17 protein-coding genes are annotated in these 24,551 nt (G+C 67.3%); 8 read left to right on the forward strand and 9 right to left on the reverse strand.

The genetic code is table 11. The features are described 5' to 3' along the window. Window positions 1-4: 4 nt before the first annotated feature. From QZ853_RS07590 to QZ853_RS07600, 3 genes are all read right to left on the reverse strand, one after another. Complete coding sequence (locus tag QZ853_RS07590; protein ID WP_295571738.1) at window positions 5-1,576, reverse strand: sensor domain-containing diguanylate cyclase; 1,572 nt, start codon at window positions 1,574-1,576, stop codon at window positions 5-7. Between the two features lie 114 nt (window positions 1,577-1,690). Next, complete coding sequence (locus tag QZ853_RS07595) at window positions 1,691-2,707, reverse strand: cupin-like domain-containing protein (protein WP_295571740.1); 1,017 nt, start codon at window positions 2,705-2,707, stop codon at window positions 1,691-1,693. Between the two features lie 111 nt (window positions 2,708-2,818). Beyond that, window positions 2,819-5,815, reverse strand: a complete 2,997-nt coding sequence (locus tag QZ853_RS07600) for a TonB-dependent receptor (protein ID WP_295571742.1) — start codon at window positions 5,813-5,815, stop codon at window positions 2,819-2,821. Between the two features lie 467 nt (window positions 5,816-6,282). On the opposite strand from QZ853_RS07600, the gene QZ853_RS07605 reads away from it, so the two are divergent. Further along, window positions 6,283-7,503: a sugar MFS transporter gene (locus QZ853_RS07605; RefSeq protein WP_295571744.1), complete on the forward strand. Its 1,221-nt coding sequence runs from the start codon at window positions 6,283-6,285 to the stop codon at window positions 7,501-7,503. 17 nt (window positions 7,504-7,520) lie between these two features. Here QZ853_RS07605 and QZ853_RS07610 read toward each other — a convergent pair whose 3' ends face one another. After that, on the reverse strand, window positions 7,521-8,528 hold the full coding sequence (locus QZ853_RS07610; protein WP_295571745.1) for a LacI family DNA-binding transcriptional regulator: 1,008 nt from the start codon (window positions 8,526-8,528) through the stop codon (window positions 7,521-7,523). 341 nt (window positions 8,529-8,869) lie between these two features. Between QZ853_RS07610 and QZ853_RS07615 the strand changes: the two genes are divergently transcribed. Then, window positions 8,870-11,401, forward strand: a complete 2,532-nt coding sequence (locus QZ853_RS07615; RefSeq protein WP_295571747.1) for a glycoside hydrolase family 3 protein — start codon at window positions 8,870-8,872, stop codon at window positions 11,399-11,401. 107 nt (window positions 11,402-11,508) lie between these two features. Here the strand turns inward: QZ853_RS07615 and rho are convergent, their stop codons facing one another. Further along, a complete protein-coding gene (rho, locus tag QZ853_RS07620) occupies window positions 11,509-13,287 on the reverse strand; it encodes a transcription termination factor Rho (RefSeq protein WP_295571749.1) in 1,779 nt (592 codons plus the stop codon). Window positions 13,288-13,515: 228 nt separating this feature from the next. Then, complete coding sequence (trxA, locus tag QZ853_RS07625) at window positions 13,516-13,845, reverse strand: thioredoxin (protein WP_005411275.1); 330 nt, start codon at window positions 13,843-13,845, stop codon at window positions 13,516-13,518. A gap of 511 nt (window positions 13,846-14,356) precedes the next feature. Here trxA and rhlB point away from each other — a divergent pair. The 6 genes from rhlB to rpoH all read left to right on the forward strand — a co-directional run bounded on the left by rhlB (window position 14,357) and on the right by rpoH (window position 20,529). Next, window positions 14,357-16,069, forward strand: a complete 1,713-nt coding sequence (gene rhlB, locus QZ853_RS07630) for an ATP-dependent RNA helicase RhlB (protein WP_295571751.1) — start codon at window positions 14,357-14,359, stop codon at window positions 16,067-16,069. Window positions 16,070-16,177: 108 nt separating this feature from the next. Then, window positions 16,178-16,864: a cell division ATP-binding protein FtsE gene (ftsE, locus tag QZ853_RS07635; protein WP_014648630.1), complete on the forward strand. Its 687-nt coding sequence runs from the start codon at window positions 16,178-16,180 to the stop codon at window positions 16,862-16,864. Between the two features lie 3 nt (window positions 16,865-16,867). Further along, the gene (ftsX, locus tag QZ853_RS07640; RefSeq protein ID WP_295571753.1) at window positions 16,868-17,815 is read left to right on the forward strand and encodes a permease-like cell division protein FtsX; all 948 of its coding nucleotides are present in this window, start codon (window positions 16,868-16,870) and stop codon (window positions 17,813-17,815) included. 7 nt (window positions 17,816-17,822) lie between these two features. Next, the gene (locus QZ853_RS07645; RefSeq protein WP_295571754.1) at window positions 17,823-18,665 is read left to right on the forward strand and encodes a response regulator; all 843 of its coding nucleotides are present in this window, start codon (window positions 17,823-17,825) and stop codon (window positions 18,663-18,665) included. Continuing rightward, window positions 18,662-19,375, forward strand: coding sequence for a uracil-DNA glycosylase (gene ung, locus QZ853_RS07650; protein WP_295571755.1), 714 nt, complete (start codon window positions 18,662-18,664; stop codon window positions 19,373-19,375). Before QZ853_RS07645 ends, ung begins: the two co-directional genes overlap by 4 nt. A gap of 278 nt (window positions 19,376-19,653) precedes the next feature. Next, window positions 19,654-20,529, forward strand: a complete 876-nt coding sequence (gene rpoH, locus QZ853_RS07655; RefSeq protein WP_249842682.1) for an RNA polymerase sigma factor RpoH — start codon at window positions 19,654-19,656, stop codon at window positions 20,527-20,529. Between the two features lie 90 nt (window positions 20,530-20,619). Here the strand turns inward: rpoH and purD are convergent, their stop codons facing one another. Genes purD through purH form a run of 3 tightly spaced genes read right to left on the reverse strand, consistent with a single transcriptional unit; the run spans window position 20,620 to window position 24,440 of the window. Beyond that, on the reverse strand, window positions 20,620-21,903 hold the full coding sequence (gene purD, locus QZ853_RS07660; RefSeq protein ID WP_295571756.1) for a phosphoribosylamine--glycine ligase: 1,284 nt from the start codon (window positions 21,901-21,903) through the stop codon (window positions 20,620-20,622). Window positions 21,904-21,961: 58 nt separating this feature from the next. Beyond that, a complete protein-coding gene (locus tag QZ853_RS07665) occupies window positions 21,962-22,840 on the reverse strand; it encodes a hypothetical protein (protein WP_295571757.1) in 879 nt (292 codons plus the stop codon). Window positions 22,841-22,856: 16 nt separating this feature from the next. Next, on the reverse strand, window positions 22,857-24,440 hold the full coding sequence (purH, locus tag QZ853_RS07670) for a bifunctional phosphoribosylaminoimidazolecarboxamide formyltransferase/IMP cyclohydrolase (protein ID WP_295571759.1): 1,584 nt from the start codon (window positions 24,438-24,440) through the stop codon (window positions 22,857-22,859). Window positions 24,441-24,551 lie beyond the last annotated feature (111 nt).

Consider the following 24,551-nt stretch of genomic DNA (forward strand, 5'->3'; position numbering starts at 1 on the left):
CGCGTCAGTCGGCGTAGGGGTAGACCACCACCCGGTTGCGGCCCTGCTCCTTGGCCAGGTACAGCGCCTTGTCGGCCAGCCGCAGCGCCTGCTCGGCGTCGACATGGAAGCTGGGGAAGTGGGCCACGCCGAGCGACACAGTGATGGCGCCGACTGGCTCGAATGGATGGTCGGCGATGTGCTGGCGCAGGCGTTCGGCGGCCTGGCGCGCCGATTCGGTGCCGATGCCGGGCAACAGCAGCAGGAACTCCTCGCCACCGGCACGGCAGAGAATGTCGCTGTCGCGCGAGTAGCGGCGCATCTGGTCGGCGATATGGACGATGGCGGCATCACCGATGTCATGGCCGTGGCCGTCATTGATCGACTTGAAGCGGTCGATGTCCAATGCCAGGATCGCGAACGGAATGCCCTGCACCTGCAGCGCATCCAGCGCCTGCTGCAGGCCACGGCGGTTGAGCAGGCCGGTCAGCGGGTCGGTGCGGCTGGCGCGGTTGAGCGTACCGATGCGGTCCTGCAGCGCGTTGAAACTGTGGAGCACGGCATGCTTCAGCTGCGCGACCTCGTAGTACCAGGCGCGGATGCCGCTGACATGGCTGATCGCGTTGCCGGTGTCTTCGCCCTGAACATTACGCGCCAGCTGCCACAGCGGCAGCGAGATGCGGCGCGCAAACCACCAGGTGACCAGCAGCGACAGCACGCCCAGCGGGATCGCGTTCCAGATCACCGCGGTCATCAGGCGCGACAACGGCTGCAGCGTGGCCTCGGTCGGGCGCTGGGCGATGATGCCCCAGCCAGTGGCCGGCACCGGTGCATAGCCGGCCAGCATCGACACACCGAGGTTGTTGCGCACCTGCTGCGCGCCGTGCTCGCCGCGCACCACGGCCTTCACCGCCGGGTTGCCGACCACGTAGTCGCCCACCCGCTTGCCATCGGCGTGGTACAGCAGGCGGCCATGGCGGTCGACCACGTACAGGTAGGAACCGTCGCGGTAGTAGTGCTTGCCCAGCAGCGTGTGCAGCGCACTGCGCTGGCGCAGGTACAGGGTGCCGCTGACGTAGCCGCGATAGCGACCGCCGCGGTCGAAGATCGGATGCGACAGCGAGACCAGCAGCTTGCCGGTGGCCGACTGGTACGGGTCGCTGATCATCGGTTGGCGCGCGGCCAGCGCCGCGTTGTTGCCGACGCTGTGCAGTACCTCGCCCTGCAGCTGCAGGGTCTGCGGCGAGGTGGCGATCACCAGGCCGTCGGCGTCCACCACCAGCGAGGAGTTGAAGCTGTTGGTCTGCAGCTGCAGGCGACTGGCCTCGTCCTGGGCCTGCGCCGGATCGAGGTTGCCCTGGCCCAGCCGGGTGGCGGCGTAGGCCAGCTCCTGTTGCGCACCCAGCAGGAAGTTCTGGGTGGTCTCTGCCAGTTTGGTGGCATAGACGCGGTTGGCTTCCAGGGTGTTGCCGACCAGCTGGTCACGCTGCACCCGGTAGCTGGCCAGCAGCGTATTGGCCAGCGCGATGATGGCGCTGAGCAGGGCCAGGGCAAGGATCAGCTTGCCCAGGTTGAGGCGGGGCGAAATCAGGCGCATGCGGAGCAGAGTCGGGCGGAGGGCGCGCAGCGCGCGCGGGCGCCGCCGGGTGCGGGGCTGCATTATCGCCACAAACCGGGCCGCTGCGGGTGAAGCGTGCCGCCGCTGTGAGGCTCAGCGCTGCAGGCGGCGCTGCAGGGTCTGGCGGATCTGTTCGGCACTCTCGGCCTGCAGCGGGGCCAGCACGCCACGCGCCTCGGGCGGAATATGTGCGCTGGTCGACAGATCGGCGTCGAACACATAGTGATCGAGCATCGCGCGCCAGTGCGCACGCTGTGTTTCGGGCAGATCACGCAGCGCGAGGATCGAGAGCATCAGCGCGTTCATCGGCGAATCCATCCATGCCGGCACCGGGCGCCACCAGCTGTTGACCAGCACGTTGAACGCGTCCAACCCTTCCATGTGGTGCCACCACAGCGAAGGGATGTAGACCGCGTCGCCTGCGGCCAGCTCGGCCACCTGGGCCTGCGCCAGCGCCTCGCGGAAGCGTGGAAACCGCTCGAAATCGGGCGCGTGGAAGTCAACCAGGCTGATCGCCTGCCCGGCCGGGGTGAAATCGAGCGGGCCGATGTACAGATTGCGCACCTGCTCGGGCGCAAACAGGGTGACCCGACGCCGACCGGCGGCCACGCAGGCCAGGTTGTCGGGCACGTCCTGATGCGCGGCAATGCGCGAACGGTTGCCGATCCAGATGCTGGTGAGGGGATCGGCGACGCCCAGCGGCAGCGGGTTGTGTGCGCTGAAGCCGGGCAGGAAGCTGTCCAGGGTGGTCGAGGCCACGTAGATCGATGGCGGCGACGGATGGGCGGCGTACTTCAGCAACGTGGCCAGCACCACTTTCAAGGGCACCTGCTCGCGGCGGAAATTGAAGCCGCTCATGTCCGCGTTGTAGAACAGCCGGCCGCCGGTCTCGGGCGCCGCCGTGGTGGCGGTAACCGGCATCTGGCCGGGGTCGAAGCCCGCCAGATGGGCGGCCACCGCGGCAGGCGATACCCGTGCGGCGGAAACCACAGGCCAGTGCGAGACCAGCCCGCGGATCACCTTGGGTGTGGTCCAGCCGGGCAGCTGCGCGGCCAGGTCTGCCGGTTGCAGGCCGTGGATCTCTTCGATGGGGCAGGGCAGGGGCAGCATGCGCGGTTGTCCGGGGCGGCGTGGCGCCGGGCCGGGGCCCGGCGCTACGGAGGTGCACGAGCCGGCCCTGTGCAGCCGAGTCGGCGCTCGGCTCCACAGTACCGCAGCCGGTCAGAACTTGTAGCGCACCCCGAACATGTAACGCGGCCCGGTCTGGGTCGCATAGCGCAGCATGTTGGTGTGGCGTGCGTAGGTGCGCATGGTTTCGTCGGTCAGGTTGATCGCTTCCAGGCTCAGCGTCAGCTGGTCGCTGACCGCATAACTGATGTTGAGATCGACCTGGCCGTAGGCAGCGGTGTAGTTCGGGTTCGGGCCCTGGCCGCCGATGCCGTTGAGGAACTTGTCGCGCCAGTTGTAGGCCGCACGGATCTGCCACTTGTACTTCTCGTAGAACGCCACGACGTTGGCCGAGTCGCTCAGGCCGATCATCGGGTACTGGTCACCCAGGCTGAGATTGTCGAAGGTCAGGCCGGACTTCACCTTGGTGTAGTTGGCGGCCACGCCGAAGCCGGATTGGCCGAACAGGTGCTGCACCGCCACTTCCCAGCCCTGCAGGTGGTCGGAGTGCTGGTTGGCCGGTACGGTGGTATCGAAGCCGGCTACCGGATCGCCGGGCTGGCCGGTAATGGTGCCGGTCATCTGCCCGGCTGAGTTGCGGCCGGTGTAGTTCACGCCCGGTGCACCGGCGTGGTTGGTGAAGATGTAGTCGCGGATGCACGGCATGTCGGTCGCACCGCAACCCGAGGCCAGCGCTTCGTTCCAGTAGGCACCACCCACCGGCGTGTGCAGATTGCCGGTGTTCTCGCGCACGATGGTGTTGCTGATGAAGTTCTTGATGTTCTTGCGGAAGAAGCCGACCGAGGCGTAGCTGGATTCGCCGTAGTACCACTCCAGCGACAGGTCGAAGTTGTCCGACACCAGCGGTTCCAGTGCGGGATTGCCGCGCGAGCCGGTGCCGCCCTGGGTACGCACGATGTCATCCACGCGCGAACCGCTCTGGATCTGCGTCCAGCCCGGGCGGCCGATGCTGCGGCTGTAGCTGCCGCGCAGCGCCAGCGCATCGCTGATGTCCAGCTTCAGGTCCAGGTTCGGCAGCACGTAGTCGTACTTGCCTTTGCCACCGACGAACGTTCCGCTGGGGGCGTAAGTGATGTTGAACTCGTTGGCCGAGCCCCAGCTGATGCCGTTCGGAACGCGGACCAGCGCCAGTGATTCCACTTCGGTCTGTTCGTAGCGCACGCCGGCCGCCACGTGCAGCGGCATCGACCCGTCGAAGCTGGTGCGGTACTGCATGTAGGCACTCTTGGACTTCTCGGTGGTGCGGATGTCCTCGGAGTATTCGGTCGGCGCCACATAGCAGCTCGGGCAGGGCGGATCGGCCTGGGTGCCGACCTGCGCCGCGCGTTCGCGCAGTCGGTCGAAATCAAACACCAGGAAACGACCGGTCATGCGCGGATCGTTGTGCCCGGAGAACGACTTGAAGTAGCGGCTCATGTCGTCGGCGTACCAGATGCTGTCATCGTAGTCGCTGGCATCACCCAGGCCACCCCACGAGTTGCGCTGCATGATGGCCGAGGCCGAGCGGTTTTCCACCTTGGCGAAGCCGGCGCCGAAATCCAGCGCGGAGTAGTCGGCGAAGCGGAAGGTGCCGCGCCCCTGGTACTGCGCCACCTTGGACTTGTTGTAGCTGTTCTGGAACACCGAACCGGTGACCAGCGCCTGCGACGGCTGCACGCCACCTGGCGGCAGTTCCATGTGGATGATCGGCAGGTCGCCGCTGTAATCCACGGTGGTCTTGCCACGCACGAACGCCGCCACGCCGAGCACGCCAGCCGAGCCGTACGGACCGTCCGGCTGCGATTCGGCGGTGGAGTTGTGCGCGTCGAAGGACAGGTCCAGCGCGTCGTTGACTTCCCAGTCGACGTTGAAGCCCAGCGAGTGCATGGTGTTGCTGGTGGCCAGTTTCATGCCGCCCATCGACACGTCCGACCCGGTCATGTCCTCGCTGTAGATGATCGGTGCCGACACCGGGCCGTTGGTCCAGGTGCTGTCGCCGGGCCCGTAGTTGAACCACACCGACAGCTCGCTGCGCTGCTGCTGCACCTTGTTCTCGACGTAGGTGTAGTCCAGCGTGGTGGTCACGTTGTCCGCCGGTTTCCACTGGAAGGTGGCCTGGCCGTTGGTGCGCTGGCGCTGCACCGCGTTGACGTTGTACGCGGTGTTCTGCGGACGGCCGTACACATCGTTCGGGCCGGGGCGGTTGGTGATGCGGTCCGAATAGCCCTGGCCCGGCAGCGGCAGGGCGCGGCCATCGCTGGCGTCGTTGCCGCGGAAGGTGGCCCAGCCCTCGGCCACGGTGGCCTGGTTGAAGCCCGAATCGCGTTCCTGGTGGCTGGCACTGAGTGCCACGCCGAAGCGGTCGTCGGCGTAGCGCTGGCTGAAGATGCCGGACAGTTCACCGGTCACGCTGGAGCCCTGCAGTGTGACCGGCAGATTGTCGTTGGACGAATCGTTGACCGCCTTCATGCCCAGGCTGATCACCGGCTCGGCTTCCAGCGGACGCAGCGTCTTGATGTTGATCGTGGCACCGATGCCGCCGGCCGGATTGTCGGCGCGGCCGGTCTTGTAGACCTCCACCGCCGACACCGATTCGGAGGCCAGGTTGGCGAAGTCGAACGAGCGCGAACTGGACAGGCCGGCACCGCCGATGCCGAGGTTGGACGCGGGCATCTGCCGGCCGTTCAACAGCACCAGGTTGTAGTCCGGGCCGATGCCGCGCACGGTCACCTTGGAGCCTTCGCCGCTGGAGGTGCGGTCGATCGATACGCCGCTGATGCGCTGCAGCGATTCGGCCAGGTTGGTATCCGGGAACTTGCCGATGTCCTCGGCGACGATGCCATCGACCACGCCCTGGCTGTCGCGCTTGAGGTTCATCGAAGAGGTGAGACTGCCGCGGATACCGGTGACCTGCACCGTATCGAGCGTGGCCGGGTCGGCCGGATCGCGGCCCGCAGCGGGTGCATCCTGCGCCCAGGCGGGCGCAGCCAGGGCCGCGAGCAGCGCGGAAGTGAGCATCGTCTTGCGAGGTACGGCCGTGTACGTCTTCATGGAAGCTCCCTCCCCAGGGAATTCAGTGGTGGCGATCCTGCGTCGTCTCAATCAAGAGTTGGTGCGTGTGGCCGGATTGGAGCCACGGTTGACAGCGTTGTCAACAAACTGCCATCAAGAGCGCCGCACGAATGGTCGCCGAGCGGGAGCTGTAACCGTTGCCAGAACGCCGCGCGCATCGGCGAATTGGCTTGTACTGCAGTATCTGCAGCGTTTTATCAGCAATGACAGCGCTGCCAATCCGAGTGCGCAAACGTGTTGTGCGCTGCAAAACAAAACTGCGCGGAGAGGGGCGCGCGGGGGATCGGCAAGGGAAGCTCTCGCGCTGACAGCGCTGGACAAACTGGATGACGCGTCGCGTCTCGGGCATGACCGCCCGATGACTTCAATCACTGACCTTGAGGACAGAATTTGGACATGGCAACGACCGTTCGTGGACAGCACGTGCAGGCTCCCCCCGCGCCCTGATGGTGGTCACCGCGATCTTCTTCATGTGGGGGTTTCTCACCTGCCTCAACGACATTCTCATTCCCCACCTGAAGGCCGCCTTCGCCCTGACCTGGGTGCAGGCGATGCTGATCCAGTTCACGTTCTTCGGCGCCTACTTCCTGATGTCGCTGCCTGCCGGTCGCTTGGTGGCCGCGGTCGGCTACAAGCGCGGCATCGTCGCCGGCCTGGCCATCGCCGGTGTGGGCGCGCTGCTGTTCTGGCCGCCTGCGGCCGCACATGTGTATGGCCTGTTCCTGGCGGCGCTGTTCGTATTGGCCACCGGCATCACTGTGCTGCAGGTCGCGGCCAATCCGTATGTCGCGCTGCTGGGCGATGAGCGCACCAGTTCCAGCCGGCTGACCCTGGCGCAGTCGATGAACTCACTGGGCACGACGCTGGCGCCGTTGTTCGGCGGCCTGCTGATCCTGTCGGCACAGCCACGCAGCGAAGCGCAGCTGGCGTTGCTGCCGCCCGCCGAAGCGCTGGCGTATCGGGCCGCGGAGGCGCAGTCGGTGCAGTTGCCGTATTTCGGCCTGGCCGTAATGCTGTTCCTGCTGGCCGCGGCAATCTGGATGTTCCGCCTGCCCGCCATTGCCGGTGTGGAAGGCCGCGCCAGCGCACGGGGGCGCGTGTGGGATGCACTGCGCCACCGCCATGTGCGGCTGGGCGTGCTGGCGATCTTCTTCTACGTCGGCGCGGAGGTGTCCATCGGCAGCGTGCTGGTCAACTTCCTGTCCTCGCCGGGTATCGGCCACGGCATGACCGAACAGGAAGCCACCGCTTACGTATCGCTGTACTGGGGCGGCGCGCTGGTCGGTCGGCTGTTGGGGGCGGCGCTGCTGGCGCGACTGGATGCGCGCCATCTGCTGGGCGGTTTCGCGCTGGCCGTGGTCGTTCTGCTCGGCATCACCGTCAGCACCCACGGCAGCGTCGCCACGTGGGCGGTGGTCAGCATCGGCCTGTTCAACTCCATCATGTTCCCGACCCTCTTCGCGCTGGCCATCGCCCGCCTAGGAGCACTCACCGGGCAGGCCTCCAGCCTGCTGGTGATGGCCATCGTCGGAGGCGCGGTCATCCCGTTGGCGATGGGCTGGCTGGCCGACAACCACGGCCTGCAGCTGTCCTTCCTGCTGCCGGTGCTGTGCTATGTGTACATCGCCTTCTACGCCTGGAAGGGTTCGCGGGTGCTGGCGCCATGAGTGGACTGCGGCGTGGTTCAGCGCTTGCGTGGCGGCGCGGTGGACTCGCGCTCCAGCACCGTGTGCTCGACGGTGATCATGCGTCCGGCCAGATCGGCACGGATGTGCTCGATCAGCTGTTCCGTGGCCAGCCGTCCCATGTGCGAGGTCGGCTGCCGCACGGTGGTCAGTGCCGGGTAGATGTGGCTGGCGATCGGGGTATCGTCGAAACCACACACCGACAGGTCGCGTGGAATGCGCAATCCACGTCCACCGGCGACCCGATATACCGCGGCGGCCATGTCATCGTTGGCGGCGAAGATCGCCGTCGGCGGGTCACGCAGATCGAGCAGGGCATTGGCCGCGTCCACGCCCGATTCGAACGAGAACTGGCCGCCGACCACCAGCGCCGGATCGTAGGCGATGCCGGCCGCGCGCAGGGCCTGGCGATAGCCGGCGTGGCGCCACTGGCAGGCACCGTGCGTGCGTGGGCCCTTGATGTGGCCGATGCGCCGGTGACCCTGCGCGACCAGCCGGCCGACCAGCTCGACCACCGCCGTGGTTTCGTCCATGCGCACGCCGATACGCCCGTCCGGGTGCCGCGGCGCGATGCAGGAGAACGGAATGTCGTGCTCTTCCAGGTAGGACAGCACCACCTCGTCGTCGGTCAGCGGCGGGATCAGCACCACCCCGTCCGGACGCGAGTTCTCGAACAGCGCGGCCAGGTCGGGCAGGGTGCGGCGGCCGGTCCCGACCGGGCCCAGGATCAGGTTGTAGTGCTGCGCATGGCAGGCGTCCAGCATGCCGCTCAGGATCTCCATCAGGTAGTTGCGCGATGGATTGTTGTAGACCAGCGCCAACGCGTAAGAGCGCTGGCCGGCGAGGCTGCGCGCCGAAGGGTTGGGCTTGTAGCCCAGCCGTGCCACGGCCGCGAGCACCCGTTCGCGGGTCTGTTCGCGCACGTTGGGCTCATGGTTGAGCACGCGGGACACGGTCTTGATCGAAACCCCGGCAACGGCGGCGACATCCTCGATTCGACTGCGCATGGTGCGATGGATCCTCCTGGAAGGCTGCGTGCACGCCGCGATGGTAGTGCGTGGTCGCCCGGTCGATGTTGCCGAAGCAGGCGGATGGTGCCACGACGCAAGGGGCGCTGGCACGCTCCGATTCCTTGTCGCGATGCAGCACCCGGGCTCCACTGTAGCGCGCCTCCGGTACGCGGGAGCCCGCAGTTGCACGCCCCGTACCTCGCCCTGCATGCACACCGATTGACAGCGCCAGGGCCGGCTTATATGACAGCGCTGTCAGGAAGAGTGCCACAGCGCCCGCGCCGATGTGCCGGCGCCGCCGCGCACGCCAGCAACTTCATTCACGGAGGTAGAACCCAGTGATCCGCCCCAGCCACACCTTTCTTGCCAGCTGCCTGCTGGCCGCCCTTTCCTCGCCGGTCGGTGCCGTTCCGGCCGCCGGCGAACGCCTGCAGGACTGGCCGCGCGTCCACAGCGCGATCGCCACCGACTCGGCCATCGAACGCCGCGTGCAGACGATCCTTGCGCAGATGACGCTGGCGCAGAAGATCGGGCAGATGACCCAGGCCGAGATCAAGACAATCACCCCGGAACAGGTGCGGCAGTACTACATCGGTTCGGTGCTCAACGGCGGCGGATCGTGGCCGGGCATGGACAAGCACGCCAGCGTGCAGGCGTGGCTGGATCTGGCCGATGCCTACCATGAGGCCTCGCTGGCGACCGATGCGCAGACGCCGGTGCCGGTGATCTGGGGCACCGATGCAGTGCATGGCCACAACAACGTACTCGGCGCCACCCTGTTCCCGCACAACATCGGCCTGGGAGCCGCGGGCGACCCGGAACTGATCGAGCGGATCGGTGAAGCGACCGCGCGCTCGGTGCGTGCCACCGGCATCGGCTGGGTGTTCGCGCCGACCCTGGCGGTGGCCCACGATCCGCGCTGGGGCCGCACCTATGAAAGCTATTCGTCCGATCCGCAGGTCATCCGCCGCTTTGCCCAGGCCTATGTCAAAGGCGCCCAGGGCGCGTTCAAGGATGACGGCAACGTGGTCACCACCGCCAAGCACTACCTCGGTGACGGCGCCACCGACAACGGCCGTGACCAGGGCGAGGCGCTGGTCGACAAGGCGACCATGATCAACGTCCACGCGCAGGGCTATTACGGCGCACTGGCCGAAGGTGCGCAGACGGTGATGGCCTCGTTCAACAGCTGGAATGACGTGGCCGCTGGCGTCGACTACGGCAAGATGCACGGCAGCAAGGCACTGCTGACCGACGTGCTGAAGCAGAAGATGGGCTTCGATGGCTTCGTTGTCTCCGACTGGAACGGCATCGCCCAGGTGCCCGGCTGCCGCAACGACAGCTGCGCGCAGGCGATCAACGCCGGCATCGACATGGTGATGGTGCCTGATGACTGGAAGGCGTTCATTGCCAACACCACTGCGCAGGTGCAGAAGGGCGAGATCCCGATGGCGCGCATCGACGATGCGGTGGCGCGCATCCTGCGGGTGAAGCTGCGCGCCGGCCTGTTCGAGCACAAGCCGTCGGACAGCCGTTATGCCGGCGATGCCCGCGCCGTGCAGCACCGCGACCTGGCCCGTCGTGCGGTGCGCGAATCGCTGGTGCTGCTGAAGAACGAAGGCCAGGCGCTGCCGCTGCGCCGTGATGCGCGCGTGCTGGTGGTCGGCAAAGCCGCCGACAGCATCGGCGACCAGTCCGGTGGCTGGTCGTTGACCTGGCAGGGTACCGAGAACAGGAACGCCGACTTCCCCAACGCCGATTCGGTGCTCGGCGCGCTGCGCGCCGAACTCGGTGCCGACAAGGTCGGCGTCAGCGCCGATGGCCAGGGCATCGATCCGAAGGCCTTTGACGTGGTGCTGGCGGTGATCGGTGAAACGCCCTACGCCGAAACCAACGGTGACATCCTGCCTTCGGACACCGTCAGCCACAGCCGCGCCCACCCGCAGGATCTGGCGGTGCTGGAGACCGCCGCAGCCACCGGCAAGCCGGTGGTGACGGTCTACCTGTCCGGCCGGCCGATGTACACCAACGACCTGCTCAACCTGTCCAGCGCTTTCGTTGCAGCGTGGCTGCCCGGGACCGAAGGCAAGGGCGTGACCGATGTGCTGGTGGCGGGCAGCGATGGCAAGCCCGCGCATGACTTCCGTGGCCGCCTGAGCTTCCCATGGCCGGGCGCGCCGTGCCCGGCGCCGATCGATCGTCCCGATGCGAAGAAGCCTGCGCTGTTCGCGCTCGGCTATGGCCTCAGCTATGCCAAGGGCAGCAAGGTCGCCCGGCTCGACGAGGCCACCCAGGACAGCTGCGGCGAAGTGACCGTGCTGCCGATCTTCAACCGGGCCGACACGCCGCCGTTCGCGCTGCACGTGGCGGCGAGGGGCGCCACCCAGCCGCTCGGCAATGATCTGAACGCCACGCTGCGCTGGCCTGCCGCCGCGCCGGTGGTACAGGTGCGCACCGTGCAGGTGAACACCCAACAGGACGCCAGGGAAGTGACCTGGTCGGCACCCGCGCAGCTGATCGCGCGCAGCACCTCGCGCCGCAATCTCGGCGCACTGGCACGCAGCAACGGCGCGTTGCAGTTCGATGTGCAGCTGGTGAAGCGCCCGGCGTCGGCGGTGAAGGTGACCATGCAGTGCGGTACTGGCTGCGAGGGCGGGGTGGACATTGCTCCGTTGCTGGGCAAGCTCTCTCCCGGCCAGAAACGGACGGTGACCGTGCCGTTGGCCTGCTTCGCCAGGCAGAGGGTGGATCTGGGCGCGGTGGAAGCACCGTTCGTGGTGAGCGCGGACACGCCGTTCGCCGCGGCCTTCACCCAGGTCAAGCTGACCGCCAACACGGCCAACGCCGAGGGCGCGGTGGCCTGCCCGTAAGCCGAAAATGGCGCCGGGCCATGCCCGGCGTTTGCGGGCAGCATCCACGCCATGCGTGGATGCGCCGCTCCCCAGGCAAAAAAGAGCCCCGCAGCGCGGGGCTTTTTCTATCGCTTCATGGAACCGAAGAACTCGTCGTTGGACTTGGTGTTCTTCATCTTGTCCAGCAGGAATTCCATCGCGGCCATTTCATCCATCGGATGCAGCAGCTTGCGCAGGATCCAGATCTTCTGCAGCAGCTCCGGCTCGATCAGCAGGTCTTCGCGGCGGGTGCCCGAACGGTTGATGTCGATGGCCGGGAACACGCGCTTTTCAGCGATGCGGCGACTCAGGTGCACTTCGCTGTTGCCGGTGCCCTTGAACTCTTCGTAGATCACCTCGTCCATCTTCGAGCCGGTATCGACCAGCGCGGTGGCGATGATGGTCAGGCTGCCGCCTTCTTCCACGTTGCGCGCGGCACCGAAGAAGCGCTTCGGGCGGTGCAGGGCATTGGCGTCCACACCACCGGTCAGCACCTTGCCCGAGCTCGGCACCACGTTGTTGTAGGCGCGGGCCAGGCGGGTGATCGAGTCGAGCAGGATCACCACGTCCTTCTTGTGCTCGACCAGGCGCTTGGCGCGTTCGATGACCATTTCGGCCACCTGCACGTGGCGCGCGGCCGGCTCGTCGAAGGTCGAGCTGATGACCTCGCCGCGCACGGTGCGCTGCATTTCGGTCACTTCTTCCGGGCGCTCGTCGATCAGCAGCACGATCAGGTGCACGTCCGGATGGTTGGTGGTGATGGCCGTGGCGACCTGCTGCATCATCATCGTCTTGCCGGCCTTCGGCTGGGAGACGATCAGCGAGCGCTGGCCCTTGCCCTGCGGTGCCATCAGGTCGAGGATGCGGCCGGTGATGTCTTCCGACGAACCGTTGCCACGCTCCAGGGTGAAGCGGCGGCGCGGGAACAGCGCCGTCAGATTCTCGAACAGCACCTTGTTCTTCGACGCTTCGATCGGTTCACCGTTGATGGTGTCGACGATGTTCAGCGCGAAGTAGCGCTCGCCGTCCTTCGGGAAGCGGATGCGGCCGGAGATGTGGTCGCCGGTACGCAGGTTGAAGCGGCGGATCTGGCTGGGCGAGATGTAGGTGTCGTCCGGGCCGGCCAGGTAGCTGGCTTCGGCCGCGCGCAGGAAGCCGAAGCCGTCCGGCAGGATTTCCAGCACGCCGTCGGCGGCGACGCCGTCACCGTGGCGGGTCAGCACCTTCAGCAGGGCGAAGATCACGTCCTGCTTGCGGGCGCGGGCGACGCCTTCGGAGATCTGCAGCTGCTCGGCGATTTCCAGCAGCTTCTGCGCCGGCATGCGCTTGAGGTCGCTCAGCGAGTAGACCGGGAAGCCTTCCGGCACATTGGCGTGCGGGCGCGGCACGAAGGGCTGCTGCTCGCCACCATCCTGAGGCATGCCGTCATCACGGCCACGGCCGCCACGGTCACGGTCGCGACGGTTGCGGAAGCGGTCGCGGCGATTGCCCTGGCCCTGCTGGCCATTGTGGTTGTAGGGGTTGTTGTTCTGGTTCTGGCCCTGGCCCTGGCCTTGGCCCTGGTTATGGCCACCGCCCTGGTGGTTCTGCTGGCGCGGCTGGCCGGATTCGCGGCCTTCGCCGGCGTCACCGCCACCGGAGGCGGGGGCTTCAGCGGCGGGCGCGCTCGGTGCGGGGGCGGCCGCGGCAGGTGCCGCCGCGGGTGCCGGCGCTTCGGGCGCGGCGCTCAGCGGCAGGGTCGGCTGCGCCGGGGCGGCGCTGGTTTCGGCGGCTGCCGGGGCGGCGGCCTTGCTTACGCGGGGCTTGCGCACGCGCTTCTCGGCGGGCGCATCGGCGCTGCCGGTTTCGGAAGTGTTATCGGACAAGAGCGTTATTCCTCGCTTGAAGGTGCGAGCGCCCGGCTGGGGCGGCGAACGTTGGGAATGGGTCTGGAAGAAACTGCGTCCAGAGGGTGCGGCACGCGAGCGCGGCCGGATGTGCCGACACTATCATCGGCCCGCGGCGCCTTGCAAGGGCTGCCGGAAACAGCATTCATCATGGACGCGGTGCGCCCGACGGCAGCCGCACGTGGCGGCTGCCGTGAAACAGCACGATCAGGCCAGGGCCTTGTCCAGCAGGCCGGCCAGCTGGGCCTTGCCCACTGCACCGATCTGCTCGCCGACCTTCTCGCCATCCTTGAACACGACCAGGTACGGAATCGAGCGCACGTGGTACTTGGCGGCCAGCGCGCGGTTGTGGTCGACGTTGACCTTGGCGATCTTGGCGCGGCCCTGGTAGGCATCGGCCAGCTCGTCCAGCGCAGGGGCGATCATCTTGCACGGACCACACCACTCGGCCCAGAAATCGACCAGCACCGGTTCCTTGGAATTCAGTACGGCGCTATCAAAGTCGGCATCGCCGACATGTACAACCTTGTCGCTCATCTTGGTTTCTCGTCTTGGATTGCACCCGGCCATGCCGGAGGTGGGTGAACTGGGCCATGCCCGGTGGCGCGACCCTCGTCGTTGCCTCGCGGCGCTCTGCCGCGGTGCGTTCGGCGGGATGCCTGGACGCTCACGGCCGGCAGTGTACCCCTATCGCAGGGCGGGGACAGGCGCCGGCTGGAACCCAGCGTATCGTGATCGCTTCGAAACGCGGTATGTGTCGGATTTCACTGTCATCCTCAACATGGGGCTGGCAACGGACGACACCAGCGCCCGGCGACGGGCCATTCAAGTCCGGTGTGGCTGGGTGAAGATTCCCCGTCTCCCGGTCGTGTGAGACGGCCCATTCCGGTTTGCCGGCCCGAGTGCGTTAAACTGGGGCATTGTGCGGCGTGCGGACCAAGTGGTCCCAGCCTGCCAACCCGCCGCAGGGGCCGCAGTTTGCGACGGTGCCCCTAGACGCTGAAGTGCCAGCCGCCCCACGGGCCGGCGGCCATACCAAGACGGACACATGAGCGACAAACCGCTGACCGATTTAACCTTCTCCTCCTTCGAGCTGCACCCGGCCCTGCAGGCGGGTCTTGAAGGAGCCGGATTCACCCGCTGTACGCCGATCCAGGCGCTGACCCTGCCGGTCGCGCTGCCCGGTGGTGATGTCGCCGGCCAGGCCCAGACCGGCACCGGCAAGACGCTGGCCTTCCTGGTCGCTGTCGTGAACCGCCTGTTGACCCGCCCGGCACTGGCCGACCGCAAGCCGGAAGACCCGCGCGCGCTGATCCTCGCCCCGACCCGTGAACTGGCGATCCAGATCCACAAGGATGCGGTGAAGTTCGGTTCCGACCTGGGCCTGCGTTTCGCCCTGGTCTATGGCGGCGTGGATTACGACAAGCAGCGCGAACTGCTGCAGCAGGGCGTGGACGTGATCATCGCCACCCCGGGCCGCCTGATCGACTACGTCAAGCAGCACAAGGTGGTGTCGCTGCACGCCTGCGAGATCTGCGTGCTGGACGAAGCCGACCGCATGTTCGACCTGGGCTTCATCAAGGACATCCGCTTCCTGCTGCGCCGCATGCCCGAGCGCACCATCCGCCAGACCCTGCTGTTCAGCGCCACCCTCAGCCACCGCGTGCTGGAGCTGGCCTACGAGCACATGAACGAGCCGCAGAAGCTGGTGGTCGAAGCCGAGACCATCACCGCCGCGCGCGTGCGCCAGCGCATCTACTTCCCGGCCGACGACGAGAAGATCCCGCTGCTGCTGGGCCTGCTGTCGCGCAGTGAAGGCGCGCGCACCATGGTGTTCGTCAATACCAAGGTGTTCGTCGAGCGCGTGGCCCGTTCGCTGGAAAAGGCCGGCTACCGCGTCGGCGTGCTGTCCGGCGACGTGCCGCAGAAGAAGCGCGAGAGCCTGCTCAACCGCTTCCAGAAGGGCCAGCTGGAAATCCTGGTGGCCACCGACGTGGCCGCGCGCGGCCTGCACATCGACGGCATCAAGTACGTCTACAACTACGACCTGCCGTTCGATGCCGAAGACTACGTGCACCGCATCGGCCGTACCGCGCGCCTGGGCGAAGAGGGTGATGCGATCAGCTTCGCCTGCGAACGCTACGCGATGGGCCTGCCGGACATCGAGGCCTACATCGAGCAGAAGATCCCGTCCGAGCCGGTGACCAAGGAACTGTTGACCCCGCTGCCGCGCCCGGAACGTCCGGCGCCGGCCGCTGGCGAGGAAGGCGAGGAGAACGAGAGCGTCGGCCAGATCTTCCGTGAAGCGCGCGAAGCCCGCGCCGCCGAGGAAGAGCGTCGTGGCGGTGGCCGCAGTGGTGGGCGCTCCGGCGGTGGTCGCGGCGAGCGTCGCGACGGTGAGCGCAGCGGCGAACGCCGTTCGCGTGGCCCGCGCAAGCCGCGCGTGGAAGGCGAGCAGGTCGCTGCCCCGGCCGAGGGTGCCGAGGCCGCCGTCGCCCAGGCCCCGCGCCCGCCGCGTCCGCCGCGTGCCGAAGGTGCGCCGGAAGGCGCCGCCGAGGGCGAGCGCAAGCCGCGCAAGCGTCGTCGTCGTCGCCACGGCCGTCCGGTCGAAGGCGCCGAGGGCGTGCAGGCCAATGCCGCCGCCGGCCCGGTCACCCCGGTCCAGGTGGTGGCCAAGCCGGTGCGTACCGCCGCCGATTCCGGCGACTCGTTCCTGACCCGCATCGGCCGCAAGATCCGCCGCATGCTGTCGGGCAACTGATCCGCCGATGATGGTGCCCCATGGGGCAGGGTAGTGCCGGCCAGCGGCCGGCACTACCGATCGGGCGGCCATCTCCACGCCGTCGCGCCGCTCCTGCATAATCGGGGCATGAGTGTCCTGCGCTTCGACAATGTCAGCAAACAGTACGCCGGTGGCCACGAAGCACTGATCGATGTCAGCTTCGAGGTCGCGCCGGGCGAGATGCTGTTCGTCACCGGCCATTCCGGTGCGGGCAAAAGCACCCTGCTCAAGTTGATCCACCTCGACGAGCGGCCCAGCCGTGGCGCGGTGGTGTTCGACGAACGCAACCTGCTGAAGGTGCGCGGTGGCGATGTGCCCCGCCACCGGCGCGCAGTCGGCGCGGTCTACCAGGACCACCGTTTGCTGATGGACCGCTCGATCGCCGAGAACGTGGCGCTGCCGCTGATCCTGCGTGGCACCCGCCGCGGCGATATCAGCAAGCGGGTGCGCTCGGTGCTGGAGCGGATGGGTCTGGGCCACCGCGAAAAGGCGCTGCCCTCGCAGCTGTCGGCCGGCGAGCAGCAGCGCGTCGGCATCGCCCGCGCGATTGTCGGCGAACCCAAGCTGCTGGTGGCCGACGAGCCGACCGGCAACCTCGACCCCACCCTGGCGGCGGAGATCATGGCCCTGTTCGCCGAGCTGCCGTCGCGCGGCACCAGCGTGCTGGTGGTCAGCCACGATCTGCCGCTGCTGCGCCGCATGCGGAAGCGCGTGCTGATCCTCGACCACGGCCGGCTGGTGGATGACATCTCGCCGCAGGACCTGGCGGAGTAGCCCATGGCGAAGAACGAAAACAGCGAAGCCGCCGCTCCCTCGCGCGTGGGCGTCTGGTTCCAGCACCACGCGCACAGCGTGGTGTTCAGCCTTGGCCGCGCCTTCCGCAAGCCGTGGGCGACCCTGCTGACGGTGATGGTCATGGCGCTGGCGCTGGCCCTGCCGCTGGGCCTGTCGATCGCGCTGGACAACCTCAAGCAGTTCGCCGGCAGCGTGCAGCAGTCGCGCGACATCAACGTGTTCCTGAAGGGCAATGTCGATGGCCCCGGCGCGCTGCGCCTGGCCGGCCAGCTGCGGGACCGCGACGACGTGGCCGAAGTGAACCTGCGCACGCCCGAGCAGGGTCTGCAGGAGCTGCGCGATGCCGGCCTCGGCGAGGCGATCGACGTGCTCAACGACAACCCGCTGCCGTCGCTGCTGGTGATCACCCCGGGCCAGGGCAAGGACGATGCACGCCTGGCGCGCGCGCTGGAAAGCCTGCCCGAAGCCGATCTGGTGCAGCACGATGCGCTGTGGCGCCAGCGCCTGGATGCCTGGCTCGCGTTCGGTGCGCGGCTGGTGCAGGTGCTGTCGGTGCTGCTGGGCGTTGGCGCCGCGCTGGTGGTCGGCAATACCGTGCGCCTGGACATCCAGGCCCGCCGCGAAGAGATCGGCGTACTGCAGCTGCTCGGTGCCAGCGACGGTTTCATCCGCCGCCCGTTCCTGTACCTGGGCGCCTGGTACGGCCTTGGTGCCGGTGCGGTGGCGCTGGCCCTGATCGGTGCCGCCGGCGCCGCGCTGCGCGTGCCGCTGGCAGAACTCTCGCGCAGCTACGGCAGCCCGTTCGTGCTGCATGGCCTGGACCTGCTGCACGGCGGCCTGGTCCTGCTCGGCACGCTGCTGCTGGGCTGGCTGGGCGCGTGGCTGGTGACCGGCCACTTCCTGCGCCAGACCCGCCCGACCGACACCTGAGACCGGCATGCAACCGCAAGCGCTGAAGCACCTTGATGGGCCCGCGACGCGGGTGATGGTGGTCGATGGCTCGAAGCTGGTCCGCAAGCTCATCGCTGATGTCCTGAAGCGTGACCTGCCCGGCGTGGAGGTGATCGGCTGCGACAGCATCGAGGATGCGCAGCAGGCGCTGGCGCAGGGGCCGGTGGACCTGGTGACCACCTCGCTGACGCTGCGTGATGGCGATGGCCTGGCGCTGGCGCGGAGCGTGCGCGAAGCGGCCGGCCAGGCCTATGTGCCGGTCATCGTGGTGTCCGGCGATGCCCAGCAGCACCTGGAGCAGCGCCGTTTCACCGAGTACGTCACCGACTATTTCGACAAATCGCTCGGCCATGAAGCGCTGGCGACCTTCATCCGCGGCTACGTGCAGCCGCAGACCATTCCCGGCGCGACCATCCTCTACATCGAAGACAGCCGCGTGGTGGCCGAAGCCACCAAGCGCATGCTCGAACGCCAGCAGTTGAACGTGCTGCATGTGGTCAGTGCCGAAGAGGCGTTCACCCTGCTCACTGCTGAGTCGCTGGGACGCAGCCGCCACCGCATCGACCTGGTGCTGACCGACGTCACCCTGAAGGGCGAACTGAGCGGCCGCGATGTGGTGCAGCGCGTGCGCGTGGACTTTGGCTACGGCAAGCGGCGCCTGCCGGTGCTGGTGATGACCGGCGACGGCAACCCGCACAACCAGACCGGGCTGCTGCAGTCCGGTGCCAACGACCTGGTGCTCAAGCCGATCGAAGAACGGCTGCTGGTCACCAAGGTGCTGTTCCAGCTGCGGCTGGCCCGATTGAACGATGGACCCCTGATTCGATGATGGATGAAGTAGCCGACACCCCGACGATCCAGCTGGAACCGAGCTGGAAGCAGCATGTCGGCGATTACCTGCTGCAGCCGCAGATGCGCGAGCTGTCCAGCTTCCTGCGCCAGCGCAAGGCCGCTGGTGCGGCAGTGTTCCCGCCTGGCCCGCAGATCTTCGCTGCGTTCGACGCCACGCCGTTCGAGCAGGTAAAGGTGGTGATCCTCGGCCAGGACCCGTACCACGGCCGAGGCCAGGCCCATGGCCTGAGCTTCTCGGTGCAGCCGGGCGTACCGGTGCCGCCGTCGCTGCTGAACATCTACAAGGAGATCGAGAGCGATCTCGGCCTCCCGCGCCCGGACCACGGCTGCCTGATCCCGTGGGCGCAGCGCGGCGTGCTGCTGCTCAACGCGGTGCTGACGGTGGAAGAGGGCAAGGCCGGCGCGCACCAGGGCCGTGGCTGGGAGGGCTTCACCGATCACGTAGTGGACGTGCTCAACCGCGAACGCGAAGGCCTGGTGTTCATGCTCTGGGGCGCCTATGCGCAGCAGAAGGGCAAGGTCATCGACACCCGTCGCCATCGCGTGCTGAAGTCGCCGCACCCGTCGCCGCTGTCGGCCCATCGCGGCTTCCTCGGTTGCCAGCACTTCTCGATGGCCAACGAGTACCTGCAGCGCCGGGGGCAGGCTCCGATCGACTGGTCGCTGCCGCCGCGGTCGGCGCTCTGAGGGTGAATGGCGGCCCGGGGCTGAACGTTGGGCAACCTGTCTGGCCCTGAATGGGCCTTCGCGATGACCTGTTCAGCTCCGCTTGACCGGAATTGGCCGGTTTCAGGTCGGTAATTGCTTGAATTTAAAGGGATTGTGAATCCCGAAAAGCATGCTCGCCACTGTCATCAAATCGCGCTACGGTAGGGCTCTGTTTGGGACCAGTGTTGCATCAATAGGATGCTGGAACTTTTTCCTCCTTTAGCAGTCCAAATCCCGGACTGCTAAGATGGGTGCCTATGAGCCAGAACACCTCTACTGCCCTTGTGGCAAACAATCTCCCGATTCCCAGTGCGCTCGGTTCGCTGGACGCCTACATCGGTGCCGTGCACCAGATCCCGGTGCTGTCGGTCGATGACGAACAGGACCTGGCCCGTCGCTTCCGCGACGGCAACGATCTGGACGCCGCCCGCGAGCTGGTGCATTCGCACCTGCGCTTCGTGGTGCACGTGGCGCGCGGCTACAACGGCTACGGTCTTGCGCTGGGCGACCTGATCCAGGAAGGCAACATCGGCCTGATGAAGGCGGTCAAGCGTTTCGACCCCGAAATGGGCGTGCGCCTGGTGTCCTTCGCCGTGCACTGGATCCGTGCCGAGATGCACGAGTTCATCCTGAAGAACTGGCGCATCGTGAAGGTCGCCACCACCAAGGCGCAGCGCAAGCTGTTCTTCAACCTGCGCAAGTCGAAGACGCGCCTGGGCTGGATGAACGCGGCCGAAGTCAGCGCGGTGGCCAAGGACCTGAATGTGTCCGAGCGCGAGGTCATGGAAATGGAATCGCGCCTGTCCGGTCGCGATATCGGTTTCGATGCGCCGACCGACGAGGACAACGACCACGCGCCGCCGTCGCCGGCTGCGTTCCTGGTTGCCAACGACGAAGATCCGTCGATGGCCTATGAGCGTGCCGACAGCGAAGACAACCAGATGCAGCTCCTGCGCGAAGGCCTGGCCGAGCTGGATGCACGTTCGCGCGACATCATCCGCCGCCGCTGGCTGGATGCCGACAGCAAGGTGACGCTGCAGGAGCTGGCTGACGAGTACGGCGTGTCGGCCGAGCGTATCCGCCAGGTGGAAGCGAACGCGCTGAAGAAGATGAAGGCGCTGTTCACCGCGTAAGCGGGAGGGCGTTGGAACGAAGAAAGGCCCGGCATTGCCGGGCCTTTTTGTTTTCGCGGCGTTCTCATCCGCGCATGGCGTGGGTCTACTTCACCCCTCGCGTGCGATCGCGCGCCAACCAATGTCGTTGCGGTGGAACTCATTGGCCCACGTCACCTTGGCCACGCCGGCGTAGGCATTGGCCTGCGCGTCACGCACGCTGTCGCCCAGCGCCACCACGCACAGCACGCGGCCGCCGGCACTGACCACCTGGCCCTGTGCATCCAACGCCGTACCGGCGTGGAACACCTTGGCACTGGCCGGCACGTCATCCAGGCCGGAAATCACGTCACCGGTGATCGGCGCTTCCGGGTACGGCTTGGCGGCCAGCACCACGCCCAGCGACGGGCGCGGGTCCCACTGCGCCTCCACCTGGTCCAGGCGACCGTCGATGGCCGCCTCCACCAGGTCGACCAGGTCGGACTGCAGGCGCAGCATCACCGGCTGGGTTTCCGGATCACCGAAGCGCACGTTGAATTCGATCACCTTGGGCGCGCCGCTGGCGTCGACCATCAGGCCCGCGTAGAGGAAACCGGTGAACGGGATCCCGTCGGCGATCATGCCCTGCACGGTGGGGTTCACCACCTCGCGCATCACGCGTGAATGCACCTCCGGCGTCACCACCGGAGCCGGCGAATAGGCACCCATGCCACCGGTGTTCGGGCCGGTGTCGCCGTCGCCGACGCGCTTGTGGTCCTGCGAGGTGGCCATCGGCAGCGCGTGCACGCCGTCCACCATGGAAATGAAGCTGGCTTCCTCGCCATCGAGGAACTCTTCGATCACCACGCGGGCGCCGGCATCGCCGAACGCGTTGCCCGAGAGCATGTCACGCACGGCGTCCTCGGCTTCGGCCAGGGTCATCGCCACGATCACGCCCTTGCCGGCGGCCAGGCCATCGGCCTTGACCACGATGGGGGCACCCTTCTCGCGGATGTAGGCCAGCGCCGCGTCCACGTCGGTGTGCACGGCATAGAACGCGGTGGGGATGTTATGGCGGGCCAGGAAGTCTTTGGCGTAGGCCTTGCTGCCTTCCAGCTGCGCGGCGGCGGCGGTCGGCCCGAAGATGCGCAGGCCGGCGGCACGGAAGCGGTCAACCACGCCGGCCACCAGCGGTACTTCCGGGCCGACCACGGTCAGCGCCACGCCTTCGGCCCGGGCCAGCGCCAGCAGGCCGTCGATGTCGGTGACCTTCACCGCCACGTTGCGGCACTTGTCTTCGCTGGCGGTGCCGGCGTTGCCGGGCGCCACGATCACTTCGGTGACACGGGAGGACTGGGCCAGCTTCCATGCCAGGGCGTGTTCGCGGCCGCCAGAGCCGATGACAAGTACGTTCATCACGAGATTCCAGATTGCGTGGGAAGGGAAGGTCGATGTCCCCGGCGGCGCGCGTGCTTCATTCGCAGCCTTCGCGTCGCAGCGATTCAGGGAAGGAATAGGCCCAGGTCTTCGGGTCCAGGGTAAAGCGGTGTTCCTGCCGGACCTGCTTGCCGCCGCAGGTAGTGCCGGTTTCCTCGATCAACAGCGGCCAGACGCGCGCGTTGCGATCGCTGTCGTCGAAACGCAGTGCGAAATCGATGCTGAAGCGGCGGGTACGGCAGTTCTCGACGGTCTCCGGGTCGCTGCTGGCCCCCAGGTCGTCGCACTCGTACTGGGCGTCATTGTCGATATGGCTGCGCACGCTGCCACTGGCCACCAGGCCGTTCGGGCCCGGCAGGATCAACGACTGCGAGAGCAGTGAGAAGCCCTGTCCGAACCAGCCGTCCTCGACCCGGAAGCCGTAGAAGTCGCTGCCGGCGCGGATGACGCTGACGGTGCCGGGCTGGCCGCCGCTGCCGAAGCGTTCGCCGGTCAGCTCGCTGGTCACGTCGAAGCCATCGTCCTTAGGACGCAGCACGAAGAAGTCGATCGTGCCTGCGTCGATGTGCGCGCCTTCGGACAAGGCACCGCAGACCGCCAGCAGCTGCTGCCAGCTGTCACCGCTCACCACCGGTTGCTCGGCGCAGACATGCCAGTCCATCGGGCGGGTCTCGCCGTCGTCGTTCCAGCTGCCGTGCCATTGCACGGAGAGCCTGGCATTCTTGTCGTAGCGCTGGACCAGGAAGGCCTGCAGTCGCGCGGTACGGCTGACCTGTGCCGTTGGCTCGACAGGGGCCGCAGGAGCGGCCTGCGGCGACGGCGCAGGCCCGGGCGGCGCCGCAGGCTTACACCCGGCCAGCACGGCTGCGCCCGCGAGGGCAAGCACGGCCAGCGATTTCAGTGAGACTGCGGACATCCGTGTCGCTCCAGTATCAGTGGCGGAAGTGGCGCACGCCGGTGAACACCATGGCCAGGCCATGTTCGTCGGCGGCGGCGATCACTTCGGCATCGCGCATCGAACCGCCCGGCTGGATCACCGCCTTGATGCCGGCGGCAGCAGCGGCATCGATGCCGTCGCGGAACGGGAAGAACGCATCGGAGGCCATCGCCGAACCTTCGACCACCAGGTTCGCGTCAGCGGCCTTGATGCCGGCGATGCGCGCCGAATAGACGCGGCTCATCTGGCCGGCACCGACACCGATGGTGCGGTTGTCCTTGGCGTAGACGATCGCGTTGGACTTCACGAACTTGGCGACCTTCCAGGCGAACAGCAGGTCGGTGAACTGCTTGTCGGTCGGCGCCAGCTTGCTGACCACCTTCAGTTCGTCGCGGGTCATGCCGCGATTGTCCGAGGACTGCAGCAGCAGGCCCGAGCCCACGCGCTTGCTGTCGAAGTTGTTCAGGCCATCACCATGCGGAATACGCAGCACGCGCACGTTGGCCTTCTTCTGCGCGTATTCCAGCGCGGCCGGCTCGTAGTCCGGGGCGATCAGCACTTCGACGAACTGGCGGTCCAGGATGACCTTGGCGGTGGCGGCGTCCAGCGGCGTGTTGAAGGCGATGATGCCGCCGAAGGCGCTGGTCGGGTCGGTGGCGTAGGCCAGCTCGTAGGCATCGCCGTTGCCGGCACCCACCGCCACGCCGCACGGATTGGCATGCTTGACGATCACGCAGGCCGGCGCGTCGAACTGGCGCACGCATTCCCACGCCGCATCGGCGTCGGCCAGGTTGTTGTAGCTCAGCTCCTTGCCCTGCAGCTGCTGGAACGTGGCCAGGGTGCCCGGCACCGGATACAGGTCGCGGTAGAACGCGCCGCTCTGGTGCGGGTTCTCGCCGTAGCGCAGGTCCATCACCTTGACGAAGGTGGAGTTCATCTGCGCCGGGTACTCGGCACGGGTCGGCACGGCGGCGTCGGTGGCGGTGACCGCCGACAGGTAGTTGCTGATCGCCGCGTCGTACTGGGCGACGCGGTTGAACGCGGCCACCGAGAAGGCGAAGCGGGTGGCGGCCGACAGCTGGCCGTCGTGGGCGTCCAGCGAGGCCAGCAGTTCGGCGTACTGCGACGGGTCGGTGGCCACCGCCACGCGGGCGAAGTTCTTGGCCGCCGAGCGCAGCATGGCCGGGCCGCCGATGTCGATGTTCTCCACCGCATCGGCCAGGGTGCAGTCGGCCTTGGCGGTGACCGATTCGAACGGATACAGGTTCAGCACCAGCAGGTCGATGGCACCGATGCCATGCTCGGCCATGACCGCATCATCCAGGCCCGAACGGCCCAGCAGGCCACCGTGCACCATCGGGTGCAGGGTCTTGACCCGGCCATCCATCATTTCCGGGAAGCCGGTGACCTCGGCCACGTCCTTCACGGCCAGGCCCGCATCTCGGATCGCCTTGGCAGTGCCGCCGGTGGACAGCAGCTCCACGCCGCGTGCCGCCAGCGCAGTGGCCAGCTCGACCAGACCGGTCTTGTCGGAAACGGAGAGGAGGGCCCGGCGGACGGGCAACAGATCAGCAGTCATGGGACAGAATCGGCAGCGGAGCGGGGCCGATATTGTAGGCGGTGGGGGCCGGTGGCGGGCGCCGCCGGGTGAAATCGGCTGCCGGCATGGGCCTGTGGCCGCCTTCGGCAC

The sequence above is a fragment of the uncultured Stenotrophomonas sp. genome, assembly GCF_913778665.1.
GTDB lineage: Bacteria > Pseudomonadota > Gammaproteobacteria > Xanthomonadales > Xanthomonadaceae > Stenotrophomonas.